Here is a 19,651-nt window from a genome sequence, read left to right on the forward strand (position 1 = left end):
TGAAGGGAAAAAAACCTCTTTACATGGCTGTAAAGAGGTTTTTTGTTTACTTACCGTGATCCCATTTGGATTCGAACCAAAGACCTACTGCTTAGAAGGCAGTTGCTCTATCCAGCTGAGCTATGAGACCAGCGTTTGTGGGGAAGCGCTAAACTTCCTTTAAACAAAAAATTTCGGAATTGCTTCCGAAATTTTTTAGTCGGGGTGGCAGGATTCGAACCTACGACCTCCACATCCCAAATGTGGCGCGATACCGGGCTACGCTACACCCCGAACTATGCTTTCAACTCCGGTAGCACTTAGTGTGCTGTTATTATTGTTGAACGCGGTGCAAAAGTAAGTGAAGTTTTTTAAATGTCAAATTATTTTAACTTTTTTTCTTCACTAGCGGAGAGGGGGGGATTCGAACCCCCGGTACCCTTACGAGTACGGCAGTTTAGCAAACTGCTGGTTTCAGCCACTCACCCACCTCTCCGTGGCCCTTCCTGCTGAAGAGATTGCAAACATACAACAATGAATTTTAGTGCGCAATAGCACTCCCTAAAATTTAAGCTCTGAAAACGGAAATAAAACCACTACCATCACACAACTAATTGATAATATTATGCTTGCAAGCGTAAATTATTTTGAAAAATTTTTGAACAAATTTCCTGTACAATAACAAAGCATGAAGCACAGTTCAATTTTATAGAAAAATGTGACTATGACTGCGAATGAACAACGGAAAGTAAATACCGCTGCCTTTAGTATATTTGCACTACTAAACTTAGTGTGCACTAGCATACGCGCTAATTTTCTGCTTATACATGACCTGGTATCAAACCCTAACCTTACTCGAAATTTTATTCGGAGCCTTATTTATAGGGCTCTACATCGGGTACTTGATCAGGGTAAGACGGATAGCATCTTTTTTTAAGCAACGGCCGCATGTTATCTGGGTTAAGTTTGTAATCAGACATCTGTATGTAGCATTATTAATCATCTCTATTCTTGGTCCCTCCTTCGGAGCCATGAAAAAGGAAATCAAAACCATCGGAAAAGACCTTTATATAGCAGTAGATTTATCAAAGTCTATGGATGCAACAGATGTACAGCCTTCCAGACTCGAAAAGGCTAAACATGAAATGCTCCGACTTGTAGACCGCTTTAACTCCGACAGAATAGGACTGATTGTTTTTTCATCTGAGGCCTTTGTGCAGGCTCCTTTGACCTATGACCAAAATGCCTTAACGCTTTATACACAAACACTACGAACAAACCTGTTACCCGAAGGAGGAACCAATTTTAATCCTGTGCTAGAGCTTGTGCATGATAAATTTGCTCAAGACAAAATCATTAGTAACCCTGAGCAACAGAAGGCCAAGATATTAGTTATCATAAGTGATGGAGAAAACCACGGCGAAGACACCGAGGCGCTGATAGAACGTCTGCGTGAGCAGAACATAAGAGTCTTTACGCTAGGAGTTGGCACCAGCGAGGGTAGCCGAATACCAATAGGAAATAGGTTTAAGCGCGATGCAGAAGGAAAAACAGTGATAACACAATTACACCCAGATTTTTTGATAGAACTGGCTGAGCAAACTGACGGGCAGTACTATGAGATTAACGATCGGGTAAGTGAGGTGAGCAGATTGATTAGTGCCATCAACAATATTGAAGGCGAACTTAGGGAAAGTAAAACGATAGATGTGACAGCCAACAAATACATTTACCCGTTGGCTCTGGCGCTGCTGCTTATAGTGCTGGACGCACTTATCACAGTTAAAGTAGTTAGAATATGAAGACTTGGCTACTTGCTTTTTTCCTTGTCAGCTTTTTAGGAGGAGGTTTGCAAACTATAGCGCGTTTAAACAGCTATGCCCGCCAGGCATCAGAAGCTTATAAAAACCAAGATTATATTAGCGCGATAACCTCCTACGAATACCTTCTTAACCAACTGGAGGTAGATGATGACCAGATACGCTTAAACCTGGCCCACTCCTACTATAAAGCAGGTCTGTTGCAAAAGGCAAAAAATCAGTATCTACAACTTATAGAGCATCCATCTGCGCATATAAAAGCAGTGGTGATGCTACAACTGGGGATTATAGCCAGCACTCAAAAAAAACAGAAAGAGGCGCTGTCGAACTTCAAGCAAGCCTTAATTGCTGATCCTACAAATGAAGCAGCAAGGTATAATTATGAACTTCTGAAGAAGTACTTGGACCTGCACCCTGAAGAACTTCAACAAGAGGAACAAAGAGAAGTACCTGCACCTGAATTACCTAATAACAGTACGCAAGTCCCCTCTCCTGCAGATGAGAATTTAGAGCCAGAGTTCAAGAGAAACCCCGACAATAATGGAAGTCAGGAAGATGAAGTTGAGGTACCAGACCAGGAAGACGCTAAGGATGGCACACTACAAGGCAACACTAAATCAGGTGGAGCCAACGGAGCAAATAAAGAGGACGAGCAAGGAAATAGCGAAAATGAGAAATCGGCAGGAAACGAAGCAGGAGAATCGGAGGGAATGAAACCAGATGATAGCCTTGGTAAAGAGACGAATGCCCAAAGTTCGGCTGAAAATGCATCTAGCACAGACAAACGTGCTCAAACAAGAAATACACGGCTGCAGCAGATGAATCTAAGTCCAGAAAAAGCGCAGATGCTGCTAGATGCCATGCGCGATGCCGAAAGACAGTATATACAGCAACTACCTAAAAAAGCATCTAAAAAAGCCGATCGAACTAAACCAGATTGGTAAACTTGGTCTTCCCAAAGCTTATTGGTTGCTGCTAAAAAACTAAGGTAGCCCTCTACAAAGTAGCACCCTTTCGAACTACCTTTTAGTTGGGATAATAGCGATACCTGCGCAGTTTCACAAGCGGTTTGTACCGCTGTACTCTCCAAAACGCGGTGTAGGCTTTATTTTTTGCTTTTACCATAACAAATACATGTTTTGGAAGTATACCTCTGTGGTACAAAATAAAACTTCAGAAGAAGCAGCCTTTTATAGCTGCTTCTTCTTTTTTTTACTAGCCCTACAAAGTCAATGGGAATTAATTAAAAAAGCATTGGTAACATGACGCAGGAAGAACATTTCAGAAGGCTGGAGAGCATGTATAAAGCAGCTCCTATACAAGATATCTACAATGGTACTACTTTAGAGGTAAGCGAGGAAGAAGCAATAATCACACTTCCAATTAGCCCCAGTTTTTTTCATGCGGCTCAAGCAGTGCATGGCTCTGTATACTTTAGGCTGATGGATGATGCTGCCTACTTTGCTGTGGCCTCACTTGTTCGGGATGTTTTTATCGTAACAACCACTTTTACCACGCACTTAGTAAGGCCAGTAACTGGCGGCTCGCTGAAGGCCGTTGGTAAGGTACGTACCAAAGGAAAAACCATTTTCACGGCAGAAGCCACAGTCTATAACGAAAAAGGAAAAGAAGTAGCTTTCGGTACTGGTCAGTTTACCAAAACAAACCAAAAGCTTGAAACCTTGGAGGGCTACAAGCAATAGATTTGATTTTGCCATTTTGCACTTGCGAGGGCTATGGCAAGATTTAATGTATCAGCCTTATTTAGCCCCCCTAATCACTAGCCTTGCCCCTATTTTGAATAACATATATTGTACTTGCCAAAGCTTCATTTCTCCTTCCTAACGACCGTTTGTATTTGTATGTCGTAACTGGTAATTTCACAGTAAAACATTCTAACTGTTTATATCATGCAAATAAAAGAAGTATACATAGTTTCTGCCGTTCGCACACCTATCGGTAGCTTTGGAGGCGCCTTAGCAAGCCTTTCTGCTACTGAGCTTGGCGCCGCTGCCATTAAAGGCGCTCTGGAAAAAGCGGGTGTAGATAAGGAGCTCGTGCAGGAGGTAATCATGGGCAACGTGCTGTCGGCAAATCTAGGCCAGGCGCCGGCACGTCAGGCAGCTATCAAGGCTGGGTTAGGCTACAACGTTGAATGCACAACTGTCAATAAAGTATGTGCGTCAGGCACAAAGGCTATCATGTTTGCGGCTCAGGCAATTATGCTAGGCCATAAAGATATAATTGTAGCGGGTGGCATGGAAAGCATGTCTAACGTGCCTTTTTATCTTGAAAAAGCTCGCTTTGGTGCCAAACTTGGCCATGGCCAAATGACGGACGGTTTACTTAAAGACGGGCTTTGGGACGTGTACAACGATTTCCATATGGGTAATGCAGCCGAAAACACAGCCCGTGAAATGAAGATTACACGGGAGATGCAGGATGAGTATGCCATCAGTTCCTACAGAAAAGTGGCTGAGGCAGCCGAAGCAGGTCATTTAAAAGATGAAATAGTTCCTGTAGAAATTCCTCAGCGCGGTAAAGACCCCATTGTTGTGTCAGAAGATGAAGAATACAAAAAAGTAAACTTTGATAAGATACCTGGCCTCCGCCCTGTTTTTGATAAGGCAGGAAGCGTAACGGCTGCCAATGCTTCTACTTTAAATGATGGCGCAGCAGCGGTGCTTTTAATGAGCAAAGAAAAAGCGGAAGAGTTGGGTGTACAACCAATTGCTAAAATCCGAGGTTTTGCCGACGCAGAGCAAGATCCGATCTGGTTCACGACCACTCCTTCGCTGGCTATACCAAAGGCCCTGAAAAACGCTGGTGTTGACGCCTCCGAGGTAGACTATTATGAAATTAATGAAGCCTTCTCTGTCGTATCTATCGCAAACAATCAGAAGCTTGGCTTGGAAGGTGGCAACGTGAATGTGTATGGTGGAGCCGTTTCGCTGGGCCACCCACTCGGAGCCTCTGGTGCCCGCATTTTAGTTACGCTCTGTAATGTTATGAACAAAAAAGGAGGCAAAATAGGTGTAACAGGCATCTGCAATGGCGGCGGCGGAGCTTCCTCCATTGTCATTGAGAAGCTGTAGTATTCCTCCGTTATATAATAAACAGAAAAGGCCTTACGTCATCACACGTAAGGCCTTTTCTGTTTAGAAAGCTACAAAATGGAACTATGTTTTTTAAAAGATTTTAAAATTGCTAACACTTTCGTAACATCAACATAATCAACAGGTAATCTTTGTTTTGCAATTTTAAGCATGGAAGAACTAATAATAATCTATTGTAGTTTGATAGGACTGATTGTCCTGTTGATGCTTGGCATGTTGTTATATGCTGATGATCAAACCGACACCGAAAAAACAGCTTTAACGTTGTCAGACAAATGTATGGTAGCAGGCTGTACACTAATAGGCGCCATGATTCTGCACCTTAGCCTGCTTATACTACCGTCTAAAAAGAATGATGCCATCTTTTTAGTTGAGTTGGCTAGCTTTGCTTTTGTGGTAGCATTTTTGATAGTTTATTTTTGCTGGGTCATCTTTTTCAACAAAAAAGGAGGCACAGGCACTAATGCTGGTAAGCCTACAAAAGTGAAAGCGACTGAGGAAACATCTGAAGTGTGGCAGTTCTAAAAAGTAACTGCTGATACAATTTCCCAGGTAATAAAAGGTTAGGCAATTAGTGTATAAATTTAATTTCTAACCTTTAGACAATATCAAACGGCAGAAACGTTTATTTTTTGCTGTTTACTTAAGTATGAAAAGATATTTTTCATTGTTATTGATTTTGGCTCTGGCGCAGACAGTTGCGTTCGCACAATCTAAAGTCGTTACCTTTCACGAAGGAGCACCCTCTTCAGTTAAGGAAGTTTACTACATTACACCCGACTCTGCTATAGTGGGGTACTACAACCGCTATTATGCTACAGGCGAGCGGGAGGCTTTTGCTAAGTTTGTAGAAGGGAAAAAAGACAGCATTTTTACGGAGTTCTTCCAAAATGGGAATCCTAAAATGCAGGTAACATACGTAATGGATGTAAAGCAGGGGCCATTTAAAGCTTACCTGCCAGATGGCACCTTACTACAGGAAGGCAGCTTTGAAAATGATAAACAAAGCAATGTGCTCCGCATATTTTACCCTGACGGAAAGATAAAAAAAGAGTCCGCCTTTCAAAACGGCTTTCCAGAGGGGGTTGCAAAAGAGTACTATCCTTCAGGTAAAATCAAATCCGAAATTTCTTACTCAGGCAGTAAGCAAAATGGCATCGCTAAAACCTACTTCTCGAACGGGAATCTAGAGTCTGAAGCCAATTTCCGCAACGGCATACAGGAAGGGCCTTATAAAACCTATTACGATAATGGCCAACTGGAATCTGAAGTGGTGTATGTTGCGGGCCAAAAGAACGGGAACTTCAAATTATACTTTAGAAATGGCCAACTTAGCACCGAAGCAGGCTTAGCGGCAGGTAAGTTACACGGAGTTTCTAAATCCTTTTATGAAAACGGAAAGCCTCTTAGCCTGATTACGTACAAAAACGGATCGATAAGCGGAACAGGAAAGTATTTCTATGAAGATGGAAGCGTTAAGGAAGAAATTACCAGCAGCGGCGTAAGTCGCAAAGTGAAACGGTATACTCCTGGTGGTTACCTGGAAGCTGAAGAGGAATACAAAAACAACAAAAAGCACGGCAACTGGAAAAAATATTATAGCGGACCAGAGAAGAAGCTAAAGGAAACTGAAACCTATCTGAACAATTACCTGGAGGGCGAAAGAATCCTATACCATGAGAACGGACAGGTAAAGGAAAAATACACCTACAAACAAGGAATGGCGGTCGGCCGTGCTTATACCTATCACCCCTCTGGCAAAGTTCTGTCCGAAACTATCTATCGGAATGGCTTAAGGGCTGGCGTCTACAAACAATACTTTGAAGACGGAAAAATAGAAGTATTGGGCTATTACAATAACAATAAAGAAGAAGGTGGCTGGAAATACCACTCAAAAGAAGGTACGGTACTACGGACTGTTGTGTACCGTAATGGCATTGCGCAAGAGCAGAAAACCTCTAAAAACTAAAGTTTTCTTTCTTCTATAAACTCCATGCCTTAGAAACAAGTCAAGGTAGCTCATAAAACAAAGCTCTGTTCCTTTTGGGGGCAGAGTTTTGTTTTACACCCCGACAGGCGGAGGAAACATGCTATACGAATACCACTTTAAAGCCTAAGATATTTATTATAAGCGCCATCTTAATTCATAAAGATGTTCTTCTTTATGAAGGCCCTCCTCATACGTCTTTATGTTCTGCCCGTAAGAAGTGCACAAGAGCACTAAGAGCTATTTGCTAAGGAACCAAGCATGCACTTTAAGCAGAAGTTTTCCTTTTTAGTAGAAGATAGTGCTCAGCTCTTAATCTCTCCAGCTCCAAAGCATTTCAAACAAAAGAACGCTATGCCCGCTGCTTCTCAACAAAATACCCACAGAAGCTTGTTTAACAGACAAATAAACATCTCCGATACACAAACTGCTATATTTGCTACCTTAGCTGTAACTATTGCCTTACTTCTAGCACAACAATTTGCCTTCGGACCAACAACTGGGTTTCTTGTGGTTTCTATGCTGAGTGTTACTGGCATCAACACCAGAGAAGCTTTCAAAGCAAGACTCGCAACCGTTGCCAAAGTAATCCTGATCCTGATTACAACTTGCGTACTAGCTATACTTACCAAACACAACATCTTCACGACATTACTGGGTGCTGTGCTACTAGCGTTTAGCTTCGGCTATTGGCGAAAGCTGTTCCCTAACAACTGGCCTGATATTAACATTCCTGCTTCAGTCGTATTCTTCATGGCCTTGTCCATTCCACAAGACATGGAAATTGTTAAAACCACTGTGTTGGGTTGCACACTTGGCTTCACCATCCAGTTGCTGCTATGCATCTTATTTAGCTTCAAGAAGAGTGATGCGAAGGGTAAAACGGACCAGACAGTTGCAGCTGCCGAGCCAAAACAAAACTATCGCTTTGGCCTAGACAAAGACCTGTTCATATATAGTTCGCAGTTAAGTTTACTCTTGGTCATTGGGTTACTGGTGTACAGAGTAAGTGGCTACCCCTATGGTTACTGGCTTCCGTTCACTGTCATCATTATTTTACAAACAAGCTTTAAACAAACCAAAAAGCGCATCGGAGACAGAATAGTGGGCACTCTGATAGGTTGTGTGCTAGGCAGCGTCATTCTATTCCTGCACTTTAACGACACCACTAATCTGATCATCATAGCACTTAACGCCTTCTTCTTTCAGATGCTTGTAAGACAGCATTATGCCCTGGCTGTCATATTTATTACCATGTTTATTCTACTACTGCTGGGTAGCCACTCAAGCGATCCTGGAGAGATTGTTTTAGAAAGGCTTATTTCTACCATTGCAGCAGGAGCTTTGGTATACATTAGCTCGTTCGTCTTTCTGAGGAAAAGAGATAACGCATAAGTCATAAAGCAAGCAACAAGCTCTTGCAACAGAACAAATCCTGACATAGCGTAGTCTGCCAAAATCCAGTCACTATGCAGTAGCACCCCATCTAGATTATCTCTACTTTTCCCAAAAAAATCACCTTGAGTTCAACCGTGTCTTCACACGGTGATGAGGCTGGCTTTTGCCTTTTAAAATTACCTAAGAGTATAGTTTCAAAAATGAAGTCAGCTTTCCAACAAATTAACAAAACGATTTTTCCACAGGAATTGCTCAATAGCTTAATAAGTTAGCTATTTATCCACGAAACCTACCCATACCTTTGATTTTTATTTCCTAAATCTTCAAATTACCTTCGTAACCCAAAAACGCTTACCATGATGCAAAACGGACTGAACACAGACATTCGAAACGATTGGAGTCTGGATGAGATAAAGGAAATTTATTACAAGCCAGTACTAGAATTAATAGTAGAGGCTGCCAACGTGCACAAGCAGTACCAGGCAACTGGCGAGGTGCAGGTTTGTACTTTGTTATCGGTTAAAACAGGTGGTTGCACCGAAGACTGTGCTTATTGTCCGCAGGCTGCACGATACCACACCGATGTACAGGTACATAAGCTGCTAAGCCAGGAACAGGTGCTATCAGCAGCCCAACGTGCGAAAGACGGTGGCTCTACCCGTTTTTGTATGGGTGCAGCCTGGAGAGAGGTTCGCGACAACCGCGACTTCGACAAAGTGCTGGACATGGTGAAAGGCGTAAACGACATGGGGCTGGAAGTTTGCTGCACCTTGGGTATGGTAAACGAATACCAGGCAGAAAAGCTGAAAGAGGCTGGTTTGTATGCCTACAACCATAACTTGGATACCTCAGAAGAGAACTACTCCAACATTATCACCACGCGTACCTACGACGATCGTTTAGACACGATAGATAATGTGCGCAAGGCAGGAATTTCTGTTTGCTCGGGTGGCATTATAGGTTTAGGTGAGACAGATGAAGACCGTATAGGTATGCTTCATACGCTCTCCACGCTAGTGCAGCACCCAGAATCTGTGCCTGTAAACGCACTAGTGCCTGTAAAAGGCACGCCACTCGAAAACCAGCCACGCGTGTCGGTTTGGGAGATGGTGCGCATGATTGCCACAGCCCGCATCCTGATGCCAAAAACAATGGTCCGTTTATCGGCAGGACGTGAGCAAATGAATGTAACGGAGCAGGCACTATGCTTTTTGGCTGGCGCGAACTCAATCTTCACAGGAGAGAAACTTCTGACAACACCTAATCCAGATTTCGATGCTGATAAAGCGATGTTCGACCTGCTGGGATTAACACCTAGAAAATCTTTTAAGGAAGAAAGCCAACCTGTGGTTGGGTAGATTTTAGAAACTAGATTTTAGACATTAGACTTTTTGTTCAGGACATTGTTTCTTTCCTCTTTAGAATCTAACTTCTAATGTCTAGCATCTTAAATAAAAAACTACAGCAGAAGCTGGAGGAACGGGCTGCGCAGGGCAACTTGCGCCATCTGAAAACCACTTCTGGCCTTGTTGACTTTTGTTCGAATGACTACCTCGGCCTCGCCCGCTCCAACAAACTGCGGGCACTTATACAGCAGGAAGAGGTAAACTATACACAATTACCGTTGGGGGCTACAGGCTCCCGCCTACTATCGGGCAACCATAGGCTTTTTGAAGAACTTGAAACGCAGATAGCTGCTTATCACAAAGCAGAAGCTGCGTTACTCTTCAACTCTGGCTACACGGCCAACCTGGGGTTACTTTCTGCACTGCCGCAACGTGGCGACACCGTGTTTTACGACGAGGCTAGCCATGCCTCTATGAAAGACGGACTGCGACTAAGCTTTGCTAAAAGCTATGCTTTCAGACATAACGATGTGGCAGACCTGAAGCAAAAACTGAAGCTCGCTACAGGACAAGTATACGTGCTAGTGGAGTCGGTTTACTCGATGGATGGTGATAAAGCGCCATTGCTAGAGTTGGCTGATGTATGCGAAGCGCATCAAGCTGCCCTGATAGTAGATGAGGCACATGCCGTAGGGCTTTATGGCGAGAGCGGAGAAGGAATGACGGTAGCCTTAGGGCTGGAGAACAAGGTATTTGCACAGGTAATTACCTACGGTAAAGCCATGGGTAGTCACGGAGCGGCTGTAGTAGGCTCCAAAATATTGCGCGACTTTCTTATAAACTACAGTCGGGCTTTTATTTATACTACTGGCTTGCCGACGCATGCCTTGGTAAGTTTAAAGTGCGCTTATCGTTTGCTGCCAGACCTATCGCGTGAGCGAAAGTATGTGCAGCAACTGGCAAATAAACTATACCAGGAACTAAACAAGTTGAGCGACATTTGCTGCACGCCGGCAGACAGCGTAATTCTTTCTGTCTTTTTGCCAGAAGCTGCGCAACTTAAACCATTAGCGGAAACGCTGCAAAAACAAGGATTAGATGTACGTGCTGTGCTGAGCCCTACTGTGCCGAAAGGCAAAGAAAGACTCCGCCTGATTGTGCATGCTTATAATACTGAAAATGAAATTGAGAGCCTCGTGAAGGCCATAGCCAAAGGTACATGAAACAATATTTTGTAACAGGGATTGGAACGGACGTTGGCAAAACAGTTGCCGCTGCCATACTAACCGAAGCCCTGCAGGCCGACTACTGGAAACCTGTGCAGGCAGGCGGCCTGGATTTCACCGACACAGACACTGTTAAAAGTCTGGTATCAAACGAGCAGTCTACTTTTTTCCCGGAAGCTTACCGCCTCAAAATGGCAGCATCGCCACACAAAGCCGCGGCAGCAGAAGGAATAGAAATTGACGTGCATGGTATCGAAATTCCTCAGACAAAAAACAACCTTATTGTAGAGGGTGCAGGTGGACTTATGGTTCCCCTGAACAAACGCTACCTGGTGCTGGACCTGGTGCAACGACTGGGGCTGGAAGTAGTACTGATCTCCAGGAACTACCTCGGTAGCATAAACCACACACTGCTGACAGCGGAGGTGCTGCGTTACCGTAAAATACCCGTAGCAGGTATCATCTTCAACGGCGAGGAAAATGCTTCTACCGAAGATTTTATCATCAAGTATACTGGCCTGCATCGCCTGCCTTCTATTCGCCAGGAAGCCGATTTCTGCAAAGAAACGGTAGCAGCATACGCAAAGCAGTTTGAAGGCTATCTTTAGACTTTAGATGCTAGACATTAGATTTTAGACACTCTTTTAAAGATTACAATTCACCAAGCGCGACAGAATTAAGTGCTTATACTGTTCATAAATCTGGTGCTGCATCTAAGCATAAAATCTATTTTCTAACATCTACTATCTAACACCTTAAAATGAACTTATCCGAACGCGATCATAACGTCATCTGGCATCCTTACACGCAAATGAAAACTGCGGCGCTTCCAATACCCATAGTTCGGGGCGAGGGGGCGCTTTTGTTTTCTGAAGAAGGTAAAACGTTTATAGATGCAGTTGCCTCTTGGTGGGTTAACTTGCATGGACATGCACACCCTTATATTGCACAGAAGGTAGCAGAGCAACTCCAGACACTGGAGCACGTTATTTTCGCTGGGTTCACGCATCCTGCCGCCGTTACTTTTGCAGAGCGGTTGCTACAAATATTACCACAAGGCCAGAGTCGCATCTTTTACTCTGATAATGGCTCCACAGCTGTGGAAGTTGCCTTAAAAATGGCTATCCAGTACTGGTTAAATATGGGTACGCCGAAGAAGAAGATTATCGCCTTCCGCGATAGCTACCATGGCGATACCTTTGGTGCCATGGCAGTGAGCAGCCGAAGTACTTTTACAGCCCCTTTCTGGTCATATCTGTTCGATGTTGCTTTTATTGATTTGCCGACAGCAGGTACAGAAGCAAAAACGATAGTCCAACTGGAGGAATTTGCTTTGCAGGGAGATGTGGCCGCGTTTATTTACGAGCCGTTGGTTTTAGGCACAGCGGGCATGGTGATGTATACACCTGATGTACTGGACCAACTGCTGGAGATTTGCCAAAAGCATGAAATTTTAACGATTGCCGACGAGGTGATGACAGGTTTCGGCCGCACTGGTCGCACGTTTGCCTCCGATTACCTCCAGCGCAAACCAGACATGGTAACCATGTCCAAAGGTTTAACGGGCGGCACAATGGCTTTAGGAGTAACCTCCTGCTCTGACAGAATCTATAAGGCATTCTTACACGACGACAAAAACAAAACTTTTTTCCACGGCCATAGTTATACAGCCAACCCAGTAGCCTGTGCCGCAGGACTGGCCAGCATGGATTTACTTTTGCAGGAAGAAACAAAGGAAAACATACAACGCATTTGCAACAGGCATGCTGCCTTTGCCGAACAAATGCGCAAGCTACCAAAGGTGCAGGAAGTGCGCCAACAAGGTACCATCGTGGCTGTAGAGTTCGACGCTGGTGGAACCTCCTACTTCAATAACCTCCGTGACACTCTATACAACTACGCGCTGGAGCAGGGAGTTTTGCTTCGCCCACTAGGCAACATCATCTATATCATACCACCGTATTGTATTACAGATGAACAGCTAGAGAGTGTATACCAGACAATTATTGGGATGCAAGCCATTGTAGCAAGCCCAGGTACTTAGCAGTATTTGTTGCACTTGTTAATTCTCCTTTCAGAAGGGCAGTTCCATATTGGTGTCTCGCTTTATTATGATAGCTTTCAAAAAACACCTTAGTAGTCGGCTAAGATAAAATATACCTAATTGTCATTTCGAACAGAGTGAGAAATCTGCCACATTATGTATAAAAGATTCAGATTTCTCACCTTGTTCGAAATGGCAGAGAAAATAAGAAAGACCATATCTCCAACAGCAGCCACATCACCGCACTCAAACATTCTGAAGTATTCTTCACTCTTGACACCTAATTCTTAACACTCTTCCCTACCTTTGTTGTGCATTGGACACAGAAAAAGCACATATTGTAATAAGAGGCGCAGGCGCTATTTCTCCCCTCGGACATGATGCAGTGTCCACGGCAGCATGTTACAGGGCAGCTAAGCCTGGCTTTGTAACTATCCAGCATCAAAACACCCCTACTCCTGTTGCCAAATTACCAGAAGCTGCAGAGCAAAAGCTACAGGAACTTCTAGAGGCAAACCCCAACTATAAACAGTTAGACAGGTCAGTATTGATGGCTATTTATGCTGCTCGGCAGGCAACTGAACAGGCAGGATGGCTGCAAGAGGAGGAGGAAACACTGCAGCATGGCTTGGCGGTTAACATAGGCTCTTCGCGTGGTGCCTCTGGTTTGTTTGAGCATCATTACGATGCTTTCCTACAACAGGCACTTTCTTCTGGTGCCTCCCCTACTACTACTTTGGGCAACCTTTCTAGTTGGGTGGCACATGCCGTTAATGCAGGAGGCGCTCAGATAAGTCATTCCATTACCTGCAGTACTGCTTTAATGGCCATAGCAAATGCCGCCGCCTGGCTAAAAGCTGGCATGGCGCAACGTTTTCTGGCAGGCGGCACCGAGGCTCCGCTTACTGATTTCACCATTGCCCAAATGAAAGCCATTGGGATTTACTCTAAACTCCACGATAGTTTATACCCCTGTCAGCCTTATACTTTAAACAAGCAAAATACTTTTGTTTTAGGCGAAGGCGCAGCTGTGTTTGCCTTGGAACAAGTAAATGCTTCACGCTTAAAAAAAGGAGATTATATAGTTGAGGCTATAGGCTTTGGCTTTGAAAAAATTCAAAGTAAGACAGGGATATCATCAGAAGGCCTGAACTTTCAGCAGTCTATGCAGCATGCCTTGCAACAGTTGCCCAAAGCTGCTACTATAGATTTGATTATCACCCACACGCCAGGCACTCGCGCTGGCGACAGCGCTGAATTAGCCGCTATTGAGAAGGTGTTTGGTGCCAAAGTGCCTTTTCTTACAAATAATAAGTGGCTCATAGGCCATACCTTGGGTGCATCAGGTGCTCTTAGCTTAGCGTATGCACTTCACATATTTCAGCAACAGCGCGTTTCCTCCATCCCCTATTCCATTGCTGTGTCACAACAAGAACCAGCATCTGTTAAATCTGTTAAAAGAATTCTTATTAATGCTGCTGGTTTCGGTGGCAATGCGGCATCCCTTGTTCTAACATTAATATAAAGTTTCTCATATATTTGTATAAACAAATATATTTGGCTTTGTTTTTGCTAACCTCACCTCTTTCCTAAAAAAGGAAAAAAGTATTCCTAAATCAAGAAAATTCTCTCTTCTAACGCTTGTGTGCCAATACAGGTGCAAATGTTATATATAATCTTACACCCTTTGTTTTAACTATATAGCTAAACTTTAATACTTATAGACTTTACAAATTCTTTGTTAGCGAAGGCTGGTACGAAATTCACAATATAAAGATGCAAAACTACCAATAATGTTTCTCTGAGTAGGACTATCCTACTATAGAGCAACTCATTTTGGAAGAAGTACCAACGAACCTATCAAAGCCTTTTTATGACAACAAGTGTACGCACCGCACTCAGTAGATTAGCTTTCACCATTGTTTTCTTGTTATTTCTTGCTTCTATAGCGCAAGCACAAACTCCAGGCTTGATTTATAAGCCCGCTACAAACGGAGGAAACGCTGTACTTGACCCTAACAAGGACGGATATGTTTCTAATACTACCGCTGGATTTAGTGGTACAAATGATGAGGGTAAAGATTTCAGTGAAATCCCATACAAGGCTTTCCCTTCTATGATCAATGAACCTTTGGCCGACTTGAGAACTGGAGCGAGCGGCGGTCACACAGATTTAGCCACGTCATCTTATACAGGCACTACAGGCTCTCCTTTGGCTGCTCACTTCGATGGTACCAACATGCTTTTCAGGGTTAGGTTAGGAGGTCAGTCTTCAGCATCTAAAGGTTATACTGTTTTGATTGATTCTGACGGTAAATTTAGTGGAACAGGTATAAATCCAGGCTTTGAGTATGAGGTATTGTTGGCCACTAATTTCGATGTAAGAGTTATTAAGCATGACTACAATGCAACTACAAACGTTGACACCGAAACAATACTTTTCAGTGGTTCTGCCAGTCAGTACTCACAAAAAGCAATAGCTGCAACAACTGGAGGCGGTGACCCTGATTACTTCTACGACTTTTATGTACCAATGTCTGCCTTTAACGGAGGCATTACTGCTACTATGCCTTTAAGAATGTCTGGTATTACTGTTACAAGTGCCAAAAGCGGCATCAGCGGTGTAGCTTCAGATGTAGGCGACGCGAAGGATGACGACTATGGAAATGACAAAACCAACATCTGGAAAGATATTATAAATACTTTTCCTCCTACAACGCCGAAGCAAATCGAAAATGGAAATTTTGGTTCAACTACTACCATGGCTCCGACTGTATTTGGGCCTATATTTACAAGCGCAGAAACTATTATAGGTGCATCCGTTGAAGCTCCTGGCTCAACTATAAATCTTTATCAAAATGATATAGAAATTGGCCAAACTAAAGTAAACACTGATGGTTCGTGGATGTTTTCTGTTGCCTCTTCTATACTAGTTACCAACGGCATTATTAAAGCAACTGTAAATCCTACAAACAAGCCTCTTTCGCCTTATTCTGCAGAAGTCATTGTAAGAACATTGCAGAGTATGTGTAAAACCACCCCTCCAAAGATAACAGGAACTGACGGATCAAAAGGGCTAATTGTAGAAGTTACCACTACTGTAGTAGGAACCATAAACGTTTTTATGCTAGGTAACAATGGCACCTTTACTCCTGTTTCAATACCAAATAACAATAATGTTATACAAACAAGGGAAATAACAAGCTCTGGTGTTGTAACCAAAACGGTTGCATTTGGAAACGGAGCTGGCTCGCTTACAGACGGAAAATATCACGTAACATTCACCCCAAACGAGGCTTGCGAGTCTGAAGTATCTAATGAACTTTGTTTCGTAGCTAAAAATGGTAATCATGGTGATCCTTTTACCATTGCAGATCCTCCTACTATTTTAACATCAACACTTACTCCAGCCTCTACGAGTATTAGCGGCACGTCTGTTAATGCCAACGCCACCATATTTATATATAAGAATGGAGCACAAATTGCCACAGTTACTGCAGCTTCTACAGCGAACACAAATGGTACCTATGACTGGAGCTACAACAAATTAACAAGTGTCTCGGCTGGAGATATTGTTTATGCTAAGTCTAAGATTAGCACCACTACATGTGACGGAACTTTAATTTCAGGCCGGTCAAACACCATAACTGTCTCTTCATCTACAACAGACACAGCTGCCATAAGTGCAGCACCTAGCATAACAGGTTCTTACTGTATACCTAGTGGTACTATAACAACAGTAACAGGAACTTCATGGGAGGCCCCTGGTACCGACATTCAAGTTTACTCTAATGGCACTGCAGTTGACTCCGTTGTGAAAGTGAATGCTTATGGAGTATGGAAGGTAACAAACTTATCTATTCCCATTGGTGCCACCATTTCAGCAAGAGCAACAGCCTACACCAAAACTCAAAGCCCTGCCTCAACAGGTGTAACTGTTACAACACAGCAAAGCAGTAGTGGTCTTGCTATAACAGGCGATATTATTGAAAACAGCACTAGCCTTACTGGAAGTGCGCCAGCAGGGGCAACTATAGTAAAGCTTTATATTGCTGGTTCTTCTGTTTATTCTGCTCCAGTAGATGGAGGTGTTTGGCACATCGAGAACATTTCGCCGTTTGAGCTTTTTGCAGGTGCTTCTGTCTATGTTACAGCCACCTCTGATTCACAATGTGAGAGCAACCCATCTACAGCTAAAATAGTTCAGTGTAAATCTTTACAAACCAGCAACATTACAACCACTTTATCCGAAGTGAAGTATTGCCCAGGTACTCCTGCCACAGTAAAGCTTTCTACTACAGAAGCAGGAATTGTTTATAACTTATATGTAAACTCTCAACCTTCTGGCACCTCAGTACTAGGCACAGGAGGCGCTATCAGTTTACAATCAGCTCCGTTGTATGCAAATACTACATTATCTGTAAAAGCTATCAAAGTTGGGGCACCAGAAACTTGTAACGGTTTTTTTGGAACCCTTACTGCTCAAGTCTATGCACCTCTACCAAAAGCCTACACGTTGTCTGCATCCATAACTCAGTCGAACTGCCCAAATACAGAAACTATTATTTCGCTAACTGGTGCAGAATATGGCTACTCTTACCAGTTAATCGACTTTGAAACTAAAGCAGCCATCGGAGATCCTGTGTCACCTGAAAATGGAGATGATATCATCAGCTTTGATCCTGTTCCAGTACCTAAAACAACAACTTATAGTGTCCTTATCCAACGCGTGGGTGAACCCTGTTCCATAGAAAACACTGATAAGGTTGACGAGAGCAACCAAACTACAGTTACTGTTACGATAAATGGTCCTGATATAACACAGCCAGTAACAGTCAGTAGTTATAAAATATGCCCTGGCAGTTCGCTAACGGTAAGTGTGCCTACGCAAAGCAACTATACTTATACAGTTTTCTACACAGCACCTGATACTCAAACCAGAACACAATTTGGCAATCCTGTTACAGGAAACGGCTCTACCGAAACTGTTAATGCTAACATGCCTTTTGTAAATGGTAACTATACTTTTTCTGTAGAAGTTAATGATAATGCAAACTGTACAGCAGCTTTTACAACTATGCCTGTTGTAGAGGTGACTAATGGCTTAACCACTATTAGTGCAGGTGCAGCAAAAACTGTATGTGGCGACACTACTACTTTACAAGGTAGCGATCCAGCTCCTGGCACTGGCCTGTGGACTGTTGTTAGCAAACCAGCTGGTGCAGCAGATCCAACTATAACAGGTGCGAACACAGCTAACCCTTCAGTTTCAGGTCTTGTATCTGGCGACTATACATTCCAGTGGACAGTTACTGCAACTTGCGGCGGTAACAATACAACAGCATCCAGCACAGTTAATATAACAGTGAACTGTAAAGCTGAATATGTGGTAGCTGCTCCTAAAAACTTCAATGAATATGTTAATAAGGAGCCATTAGCCACAGTTACTGACCGTGATGGTGGTGTTGTTTCTGCACTACTCGTTAGTGGCACTCTTCCAACTGGCGCAGCAATAGACCCTGCAACTGGAAACATCATCGTATCGAATGCTACTGCTGTACGACCAGGTAACTATTACTTTACGATGCGTACTACTGATGCGTTTGGCAAAACCACCGATTCTCCTTTGGCAATACAGATATATGACCCTACAAGCATACCAACGCCGCTTCCTGTTGAAATCATGTACTTCACAGGTGTCGCAAACAATGGTCAGGTGTTGTTGCAGTGGGCTACGGCTTCTGAGAAAGACAATGATAAATTTGTTATAGAGCGCAGCCAGGACGGCAAAAGCTACAGTGCAATAGGAACAGTATCAGGTAACGGCACTACTAACCAAGTGCAGAAATACAGCTTTACCGATATGTCTCCGCTACATGGTACCGCCTACTATCGCCTAAAGCAAGTTGATTTTGACGGCAAGTCTGCATACAGCAAGGTTGTAGGTGTGGATTCGAAGGTAAATGTTGCAAAAGCGCAGTTGCAAGCTTATCCTAACCCGTTCACATCAGGCCTGAACATAGCGCTTACCTCTGGCTTAACAGGTGAAGCCAAAGTAACCCTCTACAACTTACAAGGCCAGGAAGTTTACAGCAGCAAAGTAGACATTGCAGCTGGTGTTACTACTGCAGAACTCCCATTACAAAACCTTAGTGGCGGTGTTTATGTCCTGAAGGTTGTGACTAGCAGCTTTGAAGCTACTACAAAAGTGGTGAAGGTTCAGTAACCACCAACTCTACTTCAAGAGACACCTAGTACGAGTATCTTATTTGTTCAAAAAAGGAGCGGGAGGGCCAAATGGTCCTCCCGCTCCTTTTTTGTTTCTACCCCTGTTTTCATTTCATAACAACTTCATCCTGTAGCACTTCAACACGAAGCACAACTTAGCAGCAACTAAAACATCAAATAATACAAAGTATGAGTAGTATCAAAAATGTAATTTAAAGTTTAAACAGGCATTATCGTATTCGAATCAAAAATTTTAAAAACAGTAATAAATCGATTACAAGCATATAAACCTAACAGTTAATAAGTACTACCTTAGCAAAAAAAATTGCACTAAAAGCTTTAAAAGCACTTTAAACAAGGTTTGTTTATATATTAAATTAATCCAACACAATAATAGATAGGTAAAACAAAACAGCTACTCAGGATATATATAAGTACTACCTTAGCAAAAAAAATTGCACTAAAAGCTTTAAAAGCACTTTAAACAAGGTTTGTTTATAGATTAAA

13 protein-coding genes and 3 tRNA genes are annotated in these 19,651 nt (G+C 43.0%); 13 read left to right on the top strand and 3 right to left on the bottom strand.

From position 1 onward, the window contains the following. Positions 1–56: 56 nt before the first annotated feature. The 3 genes from LN893_RS05550 to LN893_RS05560 form a co-directional block, all read right to left on the bottom strand. Positions 57–130, bottom strand: a tRNA-Arg gene (locus LN893_RS05550). A 69-nt stretch (positions 131–199) separates the two neighbouring features. Then, positions 200–273: transfer RNA gene (locus LN893_RS05555), tRNA-Pro, on the bottom strand. A gap of 115 nt (positions 274–388) precedes the next feature. After that, positions 389–475, bottom strand: a tRNA-Ser gene (locus LN893_RS05560). A 331-nt stretch (positions 476–806) separates the two neighbouring features. On the opposite strand from LN893_RS05560, the gene LN893_RS05565 reads away from it, so the two are divergent. The 13 genes from LN893_RS05565 to LN893_RS05625 all read left to right on the top strand — a co-directional run bounded on the left by LN893_RS05565 (position 807) and on the right by LN893_RS05625 (position 19,142). Beyond that, positions 807–1,781, top strand: coding sequence for a vWA domain-containing protein (locus tag LN893_RS05565; protein WP_229968812.1), 975 nt, complete (start codon positions 807–809; stop codon positions 1,779–1,781). After that, on the top strand, positions 1,778–2,743 hold the full coding sequence (locus LN893_RS05570; protein ID WP_229968813.1) for a tetratricopeptide repeat protein: 966 nt from the start codon (positions 1,778–1,780) through the stop codon (positions 2,741–2,743). Before LN893_RS05565 ends, LN893_RS05570 begins: the two co-directional genes overlap by 4 nt. A 318-nt stretch (positions 2,744–3,061) precedes the next feature. Beyond that, the gene (locus LN893_RS05575; protein WP_229968814.1) at positions 3,062–3,502 is read left to right on the top strand and encodes a PaaI family thioesterase; all 441 of its coding nucleotides are present in this window, start codon (positions 3,062–3,064) and stop codon (positions 3,500–3,502) included. A gap of 207 nt (positions 3,503–3,709) precedes the next feature. Next, complete coding sequence (locus LN893_RS05580) at positions 3,710–4,894, top strand: acetyl-CoA C-acyltransferase (protein WP_255709897.1); 1,185 nt, start codon at positions 3,710–3,712, stop codon at positions 4,892–4,894. A 171-nt stretch (positions 4,895–5,065) separates the two neighbouring features. Then, complete coding sequence (locus LN893_RS05585; protein WP_229968815.1) at positions 5,066–5,440, top strand: hypothetical protein; 375 nt, start codon at positions 5,066–5,068, stop codon at positions 5,438–5,440. A gap of 124 nt (positions 5,441–5,564) precedes the next feature. Then, positions 5,565–6,884 carry a toxin-antitoxin system YwqK family antitoxin gene (locus tag LN893_RS05590; RefSeq protein WP_229968816.1) on the top strand — a complete coding sequence of 440 codons (1,320 nt, stop codon included), beginning with the start codon at positions 5,565–5,567 and terminating at the stop codon, positions 6,882–6,884. Between the two features lie 372 nt (positions 6,885–7,256). Continuing rightward, a complete protein-coding gene (locus LN893_RS05595) occupies positions 7,257–8,297 on the top strand; it encodes an FUSC family protein (RefSeq protein ID WP_229968817.1) in 1,041 nt (346 codons plus the stop codon). 359 nt (positions 8,298–8,656) lie between these two features. After that, positions 8,657–9,658, top strand: coding sequence for a biotin synthase BioB (gene bioB, locus LN893_RS05600; protein ID WP_229968818.1), 1,002 nt, complete (start codon positions 8,657–8,659; stop codon positions 9,656–9,658). Positions 9,659–9,735: 77 nt separating this feature from the next. Beyond that, positions 9,736–10,869: an aminotransferase class I/II-fold pyridoxal phosphate-dependent enzyme gene (locus LN893_RS05605; RefSeq protein ID WP_229968819.1), complete on the top strand. Its 1,134-nt coding sequence runs from the start codon at positions 9,736–9,738 to the stop codon at positions 10,867–10,869. Next, the gene (bioD, locus tag LN893_RS05610; RefSeq protein WP_229968820.1) at positions 10,866–11,480 is read left to right on the top strand and encodes a dethiobiotin synthase; all 615 of its coding nucleotides are present in this window, start codon (positions 10,866–10,868) and stop codon (positions 11,478–11,480) included. The genes LN893_RS05605 and bioD overlap by 4 nt, the downstream gene beginning before the upstream one ends. Positions 11,481–11,632: 152 nt before the next feature. Continuing rightward, complete coding sequence (bioA, locus tag LN893_RS05615) at positions 11,633–12,916, top strand: adenosylmethionine--8-amino-7-oxononanoate transaminase (protein ID WP_229968821.1); 1,284 nt, start codon at positions 11,633–11,635, stop codon at positions 12,914–12,916. Between the two features lie 316 nt (positions 12,917–13,232). After that, positions 13,233–14,441, top strand: coding sequence for a beta-ketoacyl synthase N-terminal-like domain-containing protein (locus tag LN893_RS05620; RefSeq protein ID WP_229968822.1), 1,209 nt, complete (start codon positions 13,233–13,235; stop codon positions 14,439–14,441). Positions 14,442–14,789: 348 nt separating this feature from the next. Further along, on the top strand, positions 14,790–19,142 hold the full coding sequence (locus LN893_RS05625) for a T9SS type A sorting domain-containing protein (protein WP_229968823.1): 4,353 nt from the start codon (positions 14,790–14,792) through the stop codon (positions 19,140–19,142). Positions 19,143–19,651: the final 509 nt, after the last annotated feature.

The organism is Pontibacter harenae, assembly GCF_020907245.1.
Classification (GTDB): Bacteria; Bacteroidota; Bacteroidia; order Cytophagales; family Hymenobacteraceae; genus Pontibacter; species Pontibacter harenae.